Raw genomic sequence first — 15,520 nt, 5'->3', positions numbered from 1 at the left:
TTTAGAAATACCTTATTGTGGTTAGAATAAAAGGGTGCTATCGCTTACTCTTTCAACCAATTTAAAAAAGGAGTGATCTTTACTTTATTGATCACCACTTCTTCATGTGTTTCTACAGAAAGGTTGACAAATAATTTCCTTAGTCCATAATGCAACACTTCTTTTACACTGGCTTTATTAATTAAAAACTGGCGGTTGGCACGAAAGAAAGCGTTGCCGCAAATTTCTTCCAACTCGTCTAATGTTTGACTGATAGCAAATTGCTGATTGTGTAAAGTTACCAATGATGTAGCTTTATTTTCTATCGTAAAAAAAGCTACATCAGCAATTTTTATGGGTATTATTTTATTCTTAAAATTTACCAATAGCGTCTGCGGTTTTATGGTTTGCCCGGTAATAGCAGCTAATAAATTATCGTAGTTGACCTGTTGTTGCTGACCGAATGTTTTTTTAAGTGACTGGTATTTATCCAATGCCTGCTTAATAGTATTTTTAGAATAAGGCTTCAACACATAAGCAATACCATTATTTTCAAAAGCCTGCAAAGCATGCTGATTAAAAGCGGTACAATAAATTACCGGTGTGGTAGTTTGTAGTTCTTTAAAAATTTCAAAACTATACCCATCCCCTAATTGTATGTCGCTGAAAATTAATTGCGGCGAGTCGTGATTTTTAAAATAGCTTACCGCTTCCTTTACTGAGCTGATGGTTTGGCTGATATTGATATCGTCATCTAAAGAAAGTAAGATATCTGATAAATCTTCGGAGACTAGTTTTTCATCTTCAATTAAAACGACATTCATGGGAGTTAGTTTATTTGTTAATTAGTTAGCTGGCTTATTAGTTATCCGGGGTACCGGGGTCATTTACATTAAATGATTACTTCTGCTCCTCTTTGGTTGGGTGGTAATATTTTTATTTTTACCGAAAATTCATATCCATCATTAACAATTGTTATGCTTTCGTTACTTAATAGTCTATAGCGTTCTTCCAGGTTTTTCAATCCTACTTTTGTGGTTACTTCCATCATGCGCTTGGCCTGAATTTTATTTTTAACAATAATTACATTTGTGATAGTATTGTAATCAATAAAAATTGTAAGCGGCGATTCATTAGTAAATGAATTGTGTTTGATTGCATTTTCAGCCAGTAATTGTAAAGAGTATACTGGCAATTTGCCTTTTGCATCATGCAATTGGGGGTTAACAATAGAAAAATGCAACATCTCTCCAAAACGCACTTTCTGCATTTGCAAATAGCTCAGGCAAAGTTTTAATTCATCTTCCACATCTACCATATCATGCAAAGCAGAGGTGGTAGAAAAACGCAGCATCTCCGATAATTTCAATAAATAATCCTCAGCTTTATCAGCATCTTTTTTTAATAACAAACGTAAAGTATTTAAGGAGTTGAATAAAAAATGCGGATGTAATTGCATTTTAAGCTGGTTGTTCTTTGCTTCCAGGTTAAACTGTTTTAAACGGGCATTTTCACTTTCTATTTTTTGTTTTCTGAAATACAAAAACACCAGCTCACATAAAGTAAGAATGATGAGATTGATGGTTAATGAACGGACTATTTGCGGAAAGAAAAAAAAATGGTTTGATTGTTGCCTGAATACCGGACGTTCAATGGGAACAAAATTTGAATCGGCCAGAGAGAACTTAAATGCTTTTGCCTTATCTCCTATTCCAAAACTTATTATTTTGTCACCATCGGCATCCTTCGCTTCTATTCGGAATGGCGGAGGATTGTTGAGCCTGAAATAATGAAAAATAGTAGTTGATAGTGCTATTCCCACAACTATGCTGATTGCAGCACGCAGAAATATTTTTTTCAGAAAAGGCACTTTTTCTGCCAGTAGCAAAAGGCCAATATTAAGTATCCAGAACAATAAAGTGATAATAGCGACAAAATAAATGCCTGGCAAAAAATTGCTCAGCTCCCTGAAATTAAATGTAAGGAACGGGGTGCCACCTAATAACCCAAACAAAGGAATGGTAACCAATATCAATATAATGAGCCTGTTGAGTATTTTCTTTTCTTTTACTAATTCTATCATAGCAGTTATTAAACAAGCGGCAAATTTGTGTTAGCATTATTATTAAAAAAAATTTACAACGTTGTTTTAACGTTTTGTATTGTTAAAGTATTTTAAGTAAAAAAAGAGTATTCTTACCCTTGTAATTTCGACGGGAGATTTGTCCATTTCACCGATAGTTTTGCCATCCTTGATCCCTTTAACATTTTCTTTAACAGGTTTAGAAAAATATTTGCATTGAAAAAAAACATGTGTATGCAAAAAAACAAAACCTATTTTCAATTTAGTTTTATTTTATTAGTGCTGGTAGCTGTAATGAGCTCCTGCAGTAAATCCAGCAGCAGCGATACCACTACCATTGTGGGCAACTGGGCAAGGGGATCGGAATTTGAAGGTGTGGGCAGAACAGAAGCCGTAACTTTTACTATTGGCGACAGTGTATATATTGGCGGCGGGTATGATGGCACCAACAGGCTGAGTGATTTTTGGGTATACAATCAAACTACTGCTACCTGGTTAAGAAGAGCTGACTTTCCTGGTGTGGCACGCAACAGTGCGGTTGCGTTTGCAGCAAATAGCAAAGGTTATGTGGGCACCGGTTTTGACGGCATCAACAAACTGAATGATTTTTGGGAATTCAATCCTGCAACAAACTCCTGGAAACAAATTGCCAACTTTGGCGGTACAGCAAGATATGGCGCAGTGGCGTTTTCTATCAATAATAACGGATACGTATGTACGGGATATGACGGCAATTATCTTAAAGACCTCTGGCAATATAATCCTGCAACAAACACCTGGACACAGCTTGCCAGTTTAACCGGAGATAAAAGAATGGATGCTGTGGCATTTGTTTACAACAGCAAAGCTTATGTAGTAACAGGCATTAATAATGGCAGCTATCTCAATGATTTCTGGGTATATGATCCTTCAGCCAATTCGTGGACAGAAAAAAGAAAGATCACGAGCGTGAGTGATGACACGTATGATGACCTGTATGCTACTTACATTACAAGAAGTAATGCCACGGCTTTTATTATGGATAACAAAGCGTACCTCACCACTGGTAACAGAAGCGGTATTATTGGTACCACCTGGGAATATGATATTGCCAATGATACCTGGGCAGAAAAAACAACTTTTGAAGGCACTGCAAGAGAAGGCGCCCTTTCTTTTACCGTAAAAAACCAGGGTTATATAACAACAGGCAATAACAGCTCTACCCGTTTTGATGACCTGTGGAAGTTTTTTCCAAACGATGCCGTAAATACAAATGATAACTAATTTTTAAAGCCGTGTTTTTTTAGCATGGCAAAATCTGGGCATGAGGTTTTGTTTATGGGGTATTGATGAAATACAATTCAGGAGATACCCCATTTTTCTTTCTTCTTTTTACTAATTAACTCAAAATACTGAACATGACATTTCACAAACATCCTCTCAATTATTTTTGCTTGTTTGTGCTAACGCTTACATTGGCCTCCTGCGACAAAGTAGATATTACCTTTGGAGCAACACCTTCCACATCTGACCCTAACATTACTTATTTTGATAATTACAAAACAGATATTGCCACTTACAAACCCGATTCATTTATCACCTCTGGCCACCAGGTATTAAGTATTGGCTATCATTACGATTCTGTTTTTGGTGTAGTTAAGGCGGGTTCATATACTCAAATCAATTTACCTGCCACTAATCCATTACTGAATGTAACAGAAACAATCCTGTTTGATTCATTGCAATTATTGATAAAGCCATCCGGTGAATTTTATGGTGATAGCACCAAACCTGTAAAAATTAATGTATTCCGGTTAACACAAAATATCAGAACAGACGATAACTCTGATACGTATTACAACACTACTGCCTTTAATTATAACCCGGTAATGATCGGGCAACAAACAATAAACCTGAACAGCAAATCCGGTACTGCGGTAAGCGTAAAACTTTCTGATGCGTTAGGGCAGGAATTGCTTTCAAAATTTAAAAGCAATGATCTTGATATTACCACGCAGGAAAATTTCATCAATTATTTCAAAGGCATTTATATCACTACAGATTCTGTAGTCACCAATTCGCTGGCATATTTTACGTCTGATGCAGACTCGGTGATGCTCAGGCTGAACTATCATCAGAATGGCACATCGCCACAGGCAAAAACGCTGGACTTCAGATATGAAATTGCAAAGCAGTTCAATACTATCGGATTCAGATTTACGAATAGCAATTTCTCTTCTTTCATTAATAAAAAAACGCAGGTAATTACAAGTACAACGTCGGGTAATCAATCTTTTTTAAATAGCAACCTGGGTGCCTGTATAAAAGTTTCATTTCCCACTTTGTTAAGTTTAAAAGAATTACATCCGTATGTAAAAGTGGTGAAAGCAATATTGGTGATAAAACCTGATGCCAGGTCGTCAAGCTATCCTTATCATTTACCTCAAACATTAAACATGTATGGTACCGACCAGGGTAATGAGTTGCTATCTGCAGTATATGACGATGGCACTAACCCTGCATTGCAAACGGGCAATCTTATAGTAGATAATCTGTACAATGAAAACACTTATTACAGTTTCGATATCACCAAATTCATTGATACTAAAATCAGTGAAGGACAGTCATCCACTTCTGCATTATTTCTTTATCCATCGCTGGGTTACCAGGATGGAGGTTTACAGAGATTAATAGTAAATGATCAAAACAATAACAAGCCCATACAGTTAAAATTGTATGTGCTGGGCTTATAAATTACCGCTATGATTCAAAAATATTTTATCCTGTGTTGTTTTGTGTTACTGCTGAGTGCAAAGGCAGGTGCACAAAATGTTTCTTCTCCTTATTCTATCCTGGGTATTGGTGATATTGAAAACAATGATTACGGCAGGTACAGTGCTTCGGGCAGTGCAGCAGTTTCAAGAAGAGAAGTTGGTTTTTATAATTTTTCCAATCCTGCTTCCCTTACTGTAATGCCATACAAGGCAATCAATTTAGATTTTTCATTCAGAGGGAGAGTAAGCAAATTTAAATTACCTGGTGCCGACACTTTGACATTACCTTCAAAAGATTTTATTATCAAGAGGGCTACCATTGCTTTTAAAGTAACTCCTACTGTTGCTTTTGCATTTGGGCTAAAACCTTATAGCAGTGCCAACTACAAGTATGTTACCACCACTGCACTTAATGATGGCAATACCGATCTTATCAAATCTGCCGATGGTAGTGGCGGTATTTATCAATCTTATTTTTCAATTGCCAAAGAATATAAAAAACATTTTTCTATTGGAGCAACAGCATCGTGGTTGTTTGGTGCAATGCAAAACACAACGGAATATTACAACTCTGTAATTGGCCTTGATGTAATAAAAAATGAAAATAAATTTTATAATGCTGCCGGCTTGCAGGGAGGATTGCAATACTACACCAAAGCAGGAAAAAAATGGCAGCATACCATTGGCTTAACGGCATCTGCATTTACAAAATTAAAAGGGCAGAACACCACCGATTATACAGAAAGCAGTGCCATCATCAAAACCTCTGATCATGTAAATATTGAGTTTAAACTTCCTGTTTCCTTAGGGGTAGGATATAGTATTGCAAATAACAGTGGTTTATCATTGCATTTGCAGGGCAGTTATAACAAGTGGTCTACGCAAAAATTATATTATCAAAACAGCTATACCAAAGATGCCTACGGCCTTAGTGCAGGTATGGAATACAGCAAGAGAGTAAGTACCCCCGATTATGTAATAGAAAAGTATTACCTGGGGTGGGGTGTAAAAATGGAGCAGTCTTATTTAGTGATCAATAACCAGCACATCAATGATTATGGAGTAACATTTGGAGGTGGAAAAAATCTTTCCCGTTTGCTATCTGCAAGCGCAGGCATTGAAGTGGGCAAGAGGGGTTCCTCCTCCTTAAACCAGATAAAAGAAAATTATGTGCAGTTTCATGTTGGGCTTACTTTAAAAGATATCTGGTATGGCACCAAAAGATTTGGCAGGTACAATTAAAATTCAATCTATGAAAAAAATATTTTTTTTATTTCTCACTATCATGTGCATAAATACAATACAGGCACAAAAATTAACCGGGTTATGGTATTCTTCCGATAGTAGCCGTGTGTATGAAATAAAAGAAACCGACGATAATCAATTTGTTGCAGCTATAAAATCTTCAGAAAGAAAAACAGATAGTATTGGTTATATAATTTTAAAAAAACTTTCTTACAACTCCCGTAAAAAAAGATACGAAGGTGTTATTTATGCCGTAACTGATGGTAAGCCTGCGTTTGTAAAAATAAAATTCGATAAACACAACAGCAACAAGATCGTGTTAAAACTCAACCGTATGTTTGTGATGGATATAGCGATCAACTGGGTACGGGCTACGGCATAAAATATCCTGCTTTTAATTACTGCAATATTCTCTGTCACACTCTTTTGCATTAACTTCTTAAAGTCATTCCCGTTTATTTGCAGGAAATAAATCAAAAAATGTTACTTTGCATTTACACAGATTTGCTCCTTCATTCCGGTTTGCCTTTTACGTAATATTTTAAACGGGTGCAAAATGCTGTAACCTGTATCTGCCAGTAAAAAAATCACATTATTCTTGTATACTGGCATCTTTGTAAAGATAAAATATACAACCATGAAAGAATTCATGCTACTCATCCGCAACCAGAGTGATGCCAAAGCATCGTTAACAGCCGAAGAACACCTTGCTTTTATAAAAAAGTGTGAAGTGTATATTGGTATTTTAAAAAGCCAGGGTAAATTAATTGCAGCGCAGCCATTGATCAGAGAGGGGTTTATAGTTAGCAAGACAAGTAACGACTGGCTGGAGCAGCCCGTTAAAGTTAATGGAGAAATACAAGTTGGCTATTATCACATTGTTGCTGATGATATTGCTGAAGCAATACATATTGCCAAAGACAATCCCGAATTTGAGTATGTACCTTCGGCAACAATTGAAGTAAGGCCAATAAAAACCAAAGAAAGAGAAACCGCCTTTGTGTATCCAACAAAGTAATGAGTGCAATGAAATTTTCTTTTACTGCAACTATTTATAAAGTGGGCATCAACCAATGCGTGGAAGTTCCACTACATATTACTTCAGGTATGACAGCAAGCAAAGGCTATATTCCTGTAAAGGGTACAATAGAAGCCTATCCTTTTATTCAAACTTTAGTGCCTGTAAAAAATAAGGCTTACCGATTGTACGTAAATGGCCTGATGCTAAATGGTGCAACTGTAAAACCTGGCGATACTGTAACATTCACAATCGAACAAAATTCTGAACCTCCGGAATTCCTAATACCGCCGGCCTTAAGAAAACAATTAATAAAGAATGGCTTACTACAGGCATTTAATACACTTACTCCTTACAGGCAAAAAGAAATATTACGCTATCTTGGCTTCTTAAAAACTGATGACGCATTGAAAAGAAATATTGAAAAAGTGATTACTGCTTTAAAAGAAAAAAAATAAAGATGAAAGGCTTTATCATTACAACAAAAAACGGGAGCATCATCCGGTTTGGTTATTATACTGAAATGGCACCAGTAACAGTATTGGCATTTGACGAGCAACTCCCTTTCAGCAGAATATTTTTTCATGCCCGAGTTTCGGGGCAGGAATTCTGGATAGACAATGCACCGGTGTTAGATATCATCCAGGAGAACGCTTCTGTTTTCACCATACCAGGTGAAGTGGTGATTGGCCCCTTGCAACCAACCCGGGCAAAAACTTCAGGTTGCATGGGCATTTATTATGGAGAAGGAAAAGGATTGGATTGCTGTAATATTTTTGCAAAAGTTTTTGATGAAGACCTGTTACTCCTGCAGGCTTTAGGTGAAAGTATATGGAAGCAGGGTGAACAGGAATTGTATTTTGAAAAGATGCATCGATAAAACTCCGGTAACAAGTAGCCTTTATGAAAAATAAAAAATTAAAAAAAAGAGTACTCTGGTCAATAGTAATTGTTTTTATTCTGATGAATATTGTTGCGGCTTTACATGCCTACAAGTTTACCCATTTTACAACTACAGGTACAGCAAAAACCAAAAGCCCTGATAAACTATCTTTCTCCGACAAAGTTCAGGCTTTATTTTTTGGTGTAAATAATCCAAGGCCGGAGAATGTTGCAATACCATCACAAAAGTTTGAAACCATACAATTACAAAGCAACAAAAAGATTTCGTGCTGGAGTATAAAAACAGATAGTTCCAAAGGCACTATTATTTTATTTCATGGCTATAGTGGCGAAAAATCTTCACTGATTGATAAGTCAGATGAATTTATCAGGCAGGGCTATAGTACTTTTTTAGTCGACTTTATGGGCAGTGGCGGTTCAGAAGGTAATCAAACTACCATTGGTTTTAAAGAAGCCGCAGAGGTAAAAACAGCATTTGATTATTTAGTACAACAAGGCGAAACAAAAATTTATTTATTTGGCACTTCCCTTGGTGCAGTGGCTATAATGAAAGCCATTAATGATTATCAAATGAACCCGGCAGGTATAATGATTGAATGCCCTTTTGGTTCGATGTATAAAACCACTTGTGCAAGATTCAAGTCTATGAAAGTACCGTCATTTCCAATGGCAGCATTGCTTGTATTTTGGGGAGGCGTTGAAAATAATTTCTGGGCATTCGGTCACAACCCCATAGAATATGCCAAAACAATACACTGCCCTACCCTGTTGCTGTATGGGGAACAGGATAAAAATGTAAGCCGTGAAGAAATTGATGAAATTTATGCTAACCTGCAATGTACTAAAGCATTAAAAACTTATCCGCTTGCAGGGCATGAAAATTATTTAACCAACTATAAGGCGCAATGGATTGCAGATATCAAATTTTTTTTAACATCAACTGAGAAATAAATATATTCAATACTGCAAAGTGCCTGCATTAAAAGTTCGCCAACTATGCCAGAACTCCTGGTAGGCAGGCAATGGTTTTAAGCTTGCGTTACCACCTATAGCTTTTCCGTTAATACTGTACTGAAGATTATTGAGCAATAATGTATCATTATACAAAGTGAAATGGTTTGCTGCATCCGGGTTTTCAAAAGCAAAAAAACTTTTATCGTCATTCGCCAGTACCAGCACAATATTTTTATTGCCTACTTTATCATTGATAATTCTTGCTGTTTTTAATTTATTCCAATCGTATGCTTTTTTTACAGCTCCGGCCCTTACGCCTACCACCCATGATTTATCTTTCCAACTCAGGCTATCCGTACCTGTTAATTTGCTTTTACTTTTCCCAGATTCGTATTTTAAAGTGGTATCGTAATCCTCTATAAAAGCAGGATCCGGTTGCATGACCAGTGAATTAGGGTTCAACTGCAGCCATTGCGACAATGAAGTTTGCGTACAGAAAAATTCGGGCAACATTTGTCCTTTTAATTTACCCGTAATAGCTTCGCCGGTAACCTGCCGCCACCAGCTTTTAGTAGTGGCATCTTCAAACATCGCATTAAAATGATCCATTCCTACCAAACGAAATTGTTCAGGCTTTCCATTTACCAAAGGTTCATACACACGGCCTGTGCGGCATACGGTACAATAGGTTACGATCACCGGTTTTCCACCAATCGTATCCTGCACCTGGTGATGATAGCCTAAAAATCTTATCGGGTAGGCTTTGGCTTCACCATTATTTGCAATACCAATCACCAGGCGGTTAGTATCTACAATGTTATCTGCAGCGTTTACCATCAACACATCTTTAGGTTGGTAAAACATATGATCAGCTGCCATTACAAAATTGGCCATATAAATAGCAGCACCTGCAATCAATATTGGTATAGCCACTGTCCATTTGCGTTTCCACTGAGCTTTAAATAAACCTATAAGCAGCAGCAATACAAATGCATTTCTGAATACCCAACGCCATTTGTATAAAAAATACGCCACATCAATGCTATCCATTTTCTGACTGCCCGGCATCGGCATAATAAAATATACATTGGCTACTTCAAAAAGCAGCAGGCCAATCAAGCCGAAGTAGAATAATTTTTTCATACTTAATGTATTGAATCCTATAAACCTGCCCTGCTTTAATAAGCAGGGCTAACGTTTATACGATTCATTGTTTCCAAAATAAAAACTGATCATGTAAACTGCGCTGTTTAGAAAAACATCACTAACGATTACACGATTTTTGTTACCAAACGATTTTAATCAATATTTTAAAAAGAGCTATTCTTATTTTTAAATTTCATTTTTAAGAGTCGTAAAACCCGCCCTGCTTAGACAAGCAGGGCAAACGTTTATACGATTTTTGTTACCAAACGATTATAACAAATATTTTTATTCGGCACCATCAATATGCCCCCTGGCTATTGCATAACTGCCTACCTTATTTCCAGCTACAAGTCCCACTTCGCAATCGCTGCGGAAATGTATAGCACCATACATCCTTGACACAGATGCTTCTTTTGCCATATCAATAAATTGTTGTGCTTTTGCCGGAATGATATAACCCAGTACGGTACTTGCTGCACCACTGAACGTGCTATGCCCACTTATGTATGCAGGAAAATTCGGCAAACCAATATCTGTTTTGATACGTGTGTCTATCTGCATCGGCCGGGGGTTGAAATATACATATTTTGCATCCCAGCATACTATACCGGCATCCATTATACTCATATTGAGCAACGCCATATTACGTGCCCATCTTGCTTCGCTAAAATTTAATTGAGCAAACTCGGTAGCTGCAATATAATTCCAATGCCCTGGCGGGGTGTAGGTTCCTGCACCATCAGACCAGAATGTGGCAATACTTCTTTGTTCTCTTGTAAGATTTTTCTGTATCTGGTAAATTTCTTCTGTCTCTGCTTTAAACTGTGCCGAGGTAGTGCTTGGAGGAGCAGCGGGGCGAATAGTTGTTACCATGGTTAATGAATCAAACAACCATGTTTTCACTTTACCGAATAAAGGCAACATTGGTGGACGCTTTGGTGTTTCCTGGCTGATCCATGGTGTTTCTCCTTTTGCAATAGCATCTGTTTCAAACTGTGTCCATTGCGCCTGCGTACCAATGGCAGCGCCTGCACGGTCTCCCCTTGCCCTGGCAATAAATTTTGAAGCGACCAATCGGCCTAATGCTTCGCCGGCATCTAAATCGCTACGCACATTAGCACCTGCAATCAGTCTCGCTCTTTTATGTTCTTCAGCTTTTTGATTGATAAAATCCTGGTCGCCGGGGAATAATAATTTTAATAATTCTACTGATGCTCCCATTACCACCGCATCTTCACTTGGGTAAGATGGCAAAGTTGATTTTGGTAATAATGTTTGTAAAGTTGCATCTACAGTAAATGGTGCGGCACGGTTGTACAACGATTTGTAGTAGTAACCAGCCACACAGGCATCATATTGTGCGGCGCTTAAATATGCATACGCTCTTGCAGCATACGGTGGATTAGAAAACGGGAACAGCGGGTATGCCAATGGGTTATTTGCATTGGGGAAAGGATAACTGCCATCGGGATTCTGATACGGAGGCAGGTTATGTTTAGCAACCAGCTCTCTCATGATTTCGTTCCAGCGCAATACCGCACCGGCGCCCCAATAGTTTACCAGGTCTTTTTCTTCATTGGTAATATTATTCTGAAAACTTTTGATCTCGTTCAGTTGCAGAATATAATCCGGTGAAGTGGTTGCTATTGGTGCTGCACAGGCAAATTCACTGGCAGAAGTTAATAATATCGGCTTCCATGTTCCTGCATTGGCATCAGTTTTAGTTGGATTGATGAGCGGATAGGAAGCGTTGGCTTCGTCTATCTTTTTTGAACAGGAATTAAAAACTGTAATTGCTGTAACAGTTAATACACTGATGATTAAAAATATTTTTTTCATTGTTGTAGTATTTATCCGCTGTCGCCAATGGCAACAGCAGCATGAAATTTATTTTTTAGTTTCTTCCTTTTTCTTTTTGCTAAAATCGAGGATATAAAAAACACCTCCGCCAAAGCTGCTGCTTTGCCCTACGTTTCTTCCGGCAACAGTAGTATTGGCATCAGCAACAAATGAAAGGCCGTTCACAAAATCAGTATCATATTTTACATGCAGGCCCAGTCTTGTAGCATCCATATTATTGCTTACAAAAGGCATATTGTTTTTGGTAATATCAAAACCGCCCAATGTGCTGAATTTATCCGCAATGGCTTCAACGATCCAGGTACTGCTGCGGTAACCGATCCTGAAATTAAAATCACTGGCATCAGGCATTTTTACTTCGTTGGTATAATGCATTTCAGTTGTGTAGTAAGTATTTCTGTCTAAGGTTACATTACTACGCAACATATAAGTGCCGGATATGGTAGCAAACCAATCTCCCATCTCATAATCTGCCATTAACCTGAAGTGGCCGGTTTTGCTATGCATACCAATTGCTAATGCCATCAGGTCGATATAATAGTTAGATACCGGTGCTGAATAGCCGCCGATTAAAATAGCTTTCAGATTTCCTTTACCGATCTTTTTTTCTTTGGCCTCCCATTTAGCCCAGAGGCTGATATCCTGTAACCCTTTTTGCCCTTTTAAATTTCCTGCACTGGCTTTTGTTTTAATATAAGGCAATCCAAAAAGCAGATTCAGTTTATGAGTTACACCATAGTTGCCCATTATCATGGCATTGGTACTGCTAACAGTTCCTAAATTGGCGTTGTCTCTTTTAAAAGTGCCTTCCCAATAATTTTTCCAGCTGCTTGTTCCTGCAGTGGGGCCAACACAGAAAAAATTCTTCTGCATCATAATACCATCAATATCGGTTTGTGCAAATGTTAGTTGTTGAATAAACAAGGAGCAAATGATAATACCTGCTATTTTATATTTTTTGTAAATATTTTTCTGCATAAAAAAGATTTAAGCCCCCTGCACCTTAAAAAAGTAAAAGCAGCTGCAATTATTCTTTAAAAGCGCAAGGGGATTTAATAATTTATAATTTAAAAGTCATACCTGCACTGATCAGGTAGTCAGCAAAAGCGGCGTCACCTTGTGTATACTTGCCGGTATCAGCAGTTTGCCTTTTATCAGAATTACTTTGTGTACGGTCTCTTTTTAATGCAAAAGGAACGGCAACATTAAAGCTGATCTTTTTAGCCACATAGGTTACAGAAGGTTCTGCAGAAACAATATAACCGGGCCTTCTGAAACCACGGCTTCCACCAATGAGATCTTTTGAAGGTAAGGCTTCCACACGAACACCGCCTGCAAAATTGAATTGTTTAACCATATAGCTTATACCTGCACGTGTCATAAACAGGTCGGGTACACTCATTACATCAGTATTATATTTTTTTGCAGTTGCAGAAGCTACCCCACCTCTTGCAGTTGACGTACCGTTTACTTCTTTTGGATTAGCGAGGTAAAAGAAACTTCCATAAACTCCAAATTTGTGAGAGAAATTATAAAAGCTATTCACTTCAAAAGTGATGCCGGTGCCGCCATCGCCGGGTTGGATGGATTGATCAACCGGGCCCAGTATGAGGGAATCAGCAACTTTGGTATGAAAATAATCCTGGTAATTATAATTACCGGTAGGCAGTTTAATACCCAGCCCTAATTGTACATTTCCTTTGTGCGAAGTTTTAGGATCAAACATCCACCTGTAACCAGAAACACGGGCATCCCCAATACCAAAAGAACCTGTGCTAAACCTTCCGGCATTACCATGTTCATATAAAGAACTGCGTTTAAAATCCATAATAGGTAGGGTAAGTGCAAGAGACCATCTTAAGTTGATCGTTCTGGTAGCTGTAATATCCAACTCGTAAGAATGATTAATTACATTAGTACCCAGGTCTTCTCTTTGCTTTTGTTCTTCTGTTCCAACAAAATGTTTGTAGGATTTAAAGTAGCGGTTGTTGAGATTCAATTCCCAACCTTTAGCATCAGAAGGTTTGCTGCAGATACCAGCAGTACCTTTAATAGCCACGCAACCCTGTGCGCTTACATTATGCTGTGCAATTAAAAAGATTGCAGCGAGTGTTAATAGCTTTTTCATTGTCTGTCGTTTTTGTCTTTATCCAAAAAGAATAAAGAAGTTTAAATAATTGTTAGCAGTAGTTGTTGATTATAAAATTTTATTTTTCCAGTTTTAATTTTCCGGTAATAAAGCTGCCGATCTTTCTTCCGCAATCAGTACTTACCAGGCAGCTCGGGTGAAAATGTATACCACCATAAAATCTTGCCATATTGTTTTCTTCAGCAGCCTGCCGGAAAGAAGTAAAAGAACGGTTGGCAATACCAAATTCCAGTTCGCTGGTATCGGTATAATTAAAATTATCGCCAAACATTTTTGTCAATGCTTCTGCAGAGGCTGATGAAACTGTACTGTGGCCACAGGTATATTCAGGAAATGGTGGTGTTTGTAAATAAGGCCTCCAATCCTGGTCGATATATTTATTGATAGCCGTTTCGGGCCTGATCATATTGCTTCTGAATTTTTCATCCCAGCATTGTATAAATGCATCAAACATACATATTGAAGTAAGCGTATATGCAGCTACAGTTTTTCTGAAATTAGCTTTTGCTTTTTGTGCGGCGATGCCTACAATATTCATCCAGTGACCGGGAGGAGAAAATTTCTTGGTAACAAATTGGATATGTCCTACGACATTTAGTTTACCTCCCAGGTCATCCCAGAATTCAGCAATATGTGTTTGTTCAGGATTTAAGCTGTCCACGGCATTTTTTACTGCCATCACCTGTTTGTAATAGGGGCCGTTTTTATCGGTCATATTAAATGCGATGGGTGGTGGCGGTGCAAACTGGCTGGCGCTGTCCATAACAATAGTCCTGATCTCTCTCCAGTGTGGTTCTAATGCACTTGCATAAGCAGGTGGCGTGGGCACCCAGCGGCCGGGAGAATCCAATACTGTATAGCGTGATGCGCTACGGGTTTGGGCATAGTGGTCTTTTTTGCTCCATGCTAATATTGTTTTAGAAACGGTATCAGCAAAAGCAAGTGAATTATCAAACATAGCAGTAGGCATGCCCTGGTCTTTTGCAAATTTCTTTACACTATCAACGTATTCTTTCATGCTGCCTTCCGGAAAGGTAACGGCTTCGCCTACCTTACAAAAGGCGAGTAAAGAAGCAAATTCAAAATCAACCTGTTTTGTTGTATCCGGTTTTGGCATTGCCGTAAGGCCGTGTATTTGCCCGGCCAAAGAATTGTATTCTTTTGGATAGCCCGCCGCAATGCATTCATACGCCGCAATATTTGCATAGGCATAATTACGTGATGCAACAATAGGTGCAAAACCTACAAATTTTACTACTTCGTTTAATTCCTTTACAGTTTTACTGTAAGAGAATGCATCGGTAAAATACGTTGGTTGTGCAGATCTATTTTCAGTGCAGGAGTACCAGCACAAAACCATTGCAGCCAGAGCCGCAGCAAATCTTTTCATAAATTGTTTAATAAATAAATGGTGAACGATAAAAAATATC

The 15,520-nt window shown here is 38.0% G+C and carries 15 protein-coding genes; 8 read left to right on the top strand and 7 right to left on the bottom strand.

What is annotated here, in order from left to right:
- Positions 1-44: 44 nt before the first annotated feature.
- Together ACQ334_RS16500 and ACQ334_RS16495 are read right to left on the bottom strand one after the other, a co-directional pair.
- A complete protein-coding gene (locus tag ACQ334_RS16500) occupies positions 45-803 on the bottom strand; it encodes a LytR/AlgR family response regulator transcription factor (RefSeq protein ID WP_430989355.1) in 759 nt (252 codons plus the stop codon).
- Positions 804-871: 68 nt separating this feature from the next.
- Positions 872-2,062, bottom strand: a complete 1,191-nt coding sequence (locus ACQ334_RS16495) for a sensor histidine kinase (RefSeq protein WP_430989354.1) — start codon at positions 2,060-2,062, stop codon at positions 872-874.
- Positions 2,063-2,296: 234 nt separating this feature from the next.
- On the opposite strand from ACQ334_RS16495, the gene ACQ334_RS16490 reads away from it, so the two are divergent.
- The 8 genes from ACQ334_RS16490 (at position 2,297) to ACQ334_RS16455 (ending at position 8,932) form a co-directional block, all read left to right on the top strand.
- Positions 2,297-3,325, top strand: coding sequence for a Kelch repeat-containing protein (locus ACQ334_RS16490; protein WP_430989353.1), 1,029 nt, complete (start codon positions 2,297-2,299; stop codon positions 3,323-3,325).
- Between the two features lie 134 nt (positions 3,326-3,459).
- The gene (locus tag ACQ334_RS16485) at positions 3,460-4,794 is read left to right on the top strand and encodes a DUF4270 family protein (protein ID WP_430989352.1); all 1,335 of its coding nucleotides are present in this window, start codon (positions 3,460-3,462) and stop codon (positions 4,792-4,794) included.
- Positions 4,795-4,803: 9 nt separating this feature from the next.
- Positions 4,804-6,057, top strand: a complete 1,254-nt coding sequence (locus ACQ334_RS16480) for a hypothetical protein (RefSeq protein WP_430989351.1) — start codon at positions 4,804-4,806, stop codon at positions 6,055-6,057.
- Positions 6,058-6,067: 10 nt separating this feature from the next.
- On the top strand, positions 6,068-6,442 hold the full coding sequence (locus ACQ334_RS16475; protein ID WP_430989350.1) for a hypothetical protein: 375 nt from the start codon (positions 6,068-6,070) through the stop codon (positions 6,440-6,442).
- A 255-nt stretch (positions 6,443-6,697) separates the two neighbouring features.
- Positions 6,698-7,078, top strand: a complete 381-nt coding sequence (locus tag ACQ334_RS16470) for a YciI family protein (protein WP_430989349.1) — start codon at positions 6,698-6,700, stop codon at positions 7,076-7,078.
- Between the two features lie 8 nt (positions 7,079-7,086).
- On the top strand, positions 7,087-7,536 hold the full coding sequence (locus tag ACQ334_RS16465) for a DUF1905 domain-containing protein (protein ID WP_430989348.1): 450 nt from the start codon (positions 7,087-7,089) through the stop codon (positions 7,534-7,536).
- Positions 7,537-7,538: 2 nt separating this feature from the next.
- Positions 7,539-7,958, top strand: a complete 420-nt coding sequence (locus ACQ334_RS16460; RefSeq protein ID WP_430989347.1) for a DUF3830 family protein — start codon at positions 7,539-7,541, stop codon at positions 7,956-7,958.
- A gap of 23 nt (positions 7,959-7,981) precedes the next feature.
- On the top strand, positions 7,982-8,932 hold the full coding sequence (locus ACQ334_RS16455) for an alpha/beta hydrolase (RefSeq protein ID WP_430989346.1): 951 nt from the start codon (positions 7,982-7,984) through the stop codon (positions 8,930-8,932).
- Positions 8,933-8,938: 6 nt separating this feature from the next.
- Here ACQ334_RS16455 and ACQ334_RS16450 read toward each other — a convergent pair whose 3' ends face one another.
- From ACQ334_RS16450 to ACQ334_RS16430, 5 genes are all read right to left on the bottom strand, one after another.
- On the bottom strand, positions 8,939-10,078 hold the full coding sequence (locus ACQ334_RS16450) for a DUF3179 domain-containing (seleno)protein (RefSeq protein WP_430989345.1): 1,140 nt from the start codon (positions 10,076-10,078) through the stop codon (positions 8,939-8,941).
- 288 nt (positions 10,079-10,366) lie between these two features.
- Entirely contained in the window at positions 10,367-11,920 is a 1,554-nt protein-coding gene (locus tag ACQ334_RS16445) for a phosphatase PAP2 family protein (protein WP_430989344.1), read from the bottom strand.
- A 48-nt stretch (positions 11,921-11,968) separates the two neighbouring features.
- Positions 11,969-12,919 carry a hypothetical protein gene (locus ACQ334_RS16440; RefSeq protein ID WP_430989343.1) on the bottom strand — a complete coding sequence of 317 codons (951 nt, stop codon included), beginning with the start codon at positions 12,917-12,919 and terminating at the stop codon, positions 11,969-11,971.
- Positions 12,920-13,001: 82 nt separating this feature from the next.
- The gene (locus ACQ334_RS16435; protein WP_430989342.1) at positions 13,002-14,069 is read right to left on the bottom strand and encodes a hypothetical protein; all 1,068 of its coding nucleotides are present in this window, start codon (positions 14,067-14,069) and stop codon (positions 13,002-13,004) included.
- Positions 14,070-14,148: 79 nt separating this feature from the next.
- Positions 14,149-15,480, bottom strand: a complete 1,332-nt coding sequence (locus ACQ334_RS16430) for a vanadium-dependent haloperoxidase (protein WP_430989341.1) — start codon at positions 15,478-15,480, stop codon at positions 14,149-14,151.
- Positions 15,481-15,520 lie beyond the last annotated feature (40 nt).

It is taken from the genome of Ferruginibacter sp. SUN106, from assembly GCF_050611765.1.
GTDB lineage: Bacteria > Bacteroidota > Bacteroidia > Chitinophagales > Chitinophagaceae > Ferruginibacter.
Note: the sequence above shows the minus strand (reverse complement) of the source record. Positions and strands in the feature narration are given on the sequence as shown.

Bases quoted from the DNA above. Each gene is read 5' to 3' on its own strand.
- ACQ334_RS16435 (WP_430989342.1), bottom strand. From the start codon at position 14,069: ATGAAAAAGCTATTAACACTCGCTGCAATCTTTTTAATTGCACAGCAT.
- ACQ334_RS16465 (WP_430989348.1), top strand. From the start codon at position 7,087: ATGAAATTTTCTTTTACTGCAACTATTTATAAAGTGGGCATCAACCAA.
- ACQ334_RS16495 (WP_430989354.1), bottom strand. From the start codon at position 2,062: ATGATAGAATTAGTAAAAGAAAAGAAAATACTCAACAGGCTCATTATA.
- ACQ334_RS16460 (WP_430989347.1), top strand. From the start codon at position 7,539: ATGAAAGGCTTTATCATTACAACAAAAAACGGGAGCATCATCCGGTTT.
- ACQ334_RS16430 (WP_430989341.1), bottom strand. From the start codon at position 15,480: ATGAAAAGATTTGCTGCGGCTCTGGCTGCAATGGTTTTGTGCTGGTAC.
- ACQ334_RS16490 (WP_430989353.1), top strand. From the start codon at position 2,297: ATGCAAAAAAACAAAACCTATTTTCAATTTAGTTTTATTTTATTAGTG.
- ACQ334_RS16455 (WP_430989346.1), top strand. From the start codon at position 7,982: ATGAAAAATAAAAAATTAAAAAAAAGAGTACTCTGGTCAATAGTAATT.
- ACQ334_RS16450 (WP_430989345.1), bottom strand. From the start codon at position 10,078: ATGAAAAAATTATTCTACTTCGGCTTGATTGGCCTGCTGCTTTTTGAA.
- ACQ334_RS16470 (WP_430989349.1), top strand. From the start codon at position 6,698: ATGAAAGAATTCATGCTACTCATCCGCAACCAGAGTGATGCCAAAGCA.
- ACQ334_RS16480 (WP_430989351.1), top strand. From the start codon at position 4,804: ATGATTCAAAAATATTTTATCCTGTGTTGTTTTGTGTTACTGCTGAGT.
- ACQ334_RS16475 (WP_430989350.1), top strand. From the start codon at position 6,068: ATGAAAAAAATATTTTTTTTATTTCTCACTATCATGTGCATAAATACA.
- ACQ334_RS16440 (WP_430989343.1), bottom strand. From the start codon at position 12,919: ATGCAGAAAAATATTTACAAAAAATATAAAATAGCAGGTATTATCATT.
- ACQ334_RS16485 (WP_430989352.1), top strand. From the start codon at position 3,460: ATGACATTTCACAAACATCCTCTCAATTATTTTTGCTTGTTTGTGCTA.
- ACQ334_RS16500 (WP_430989355.1), bottom strand. From the start codon at position 803: ATGAATGTCGTTTTAATTGAAGATGAAAAACTAGTCTCCGAAGATTTA.
- ACQ334_RS16445 (WP_430989344.1), bottom strand. From the start codon at position 11,920: ATGAAAAAAATATTTTTAATCATCAGTGTATTAACTGTTACAGCAATT.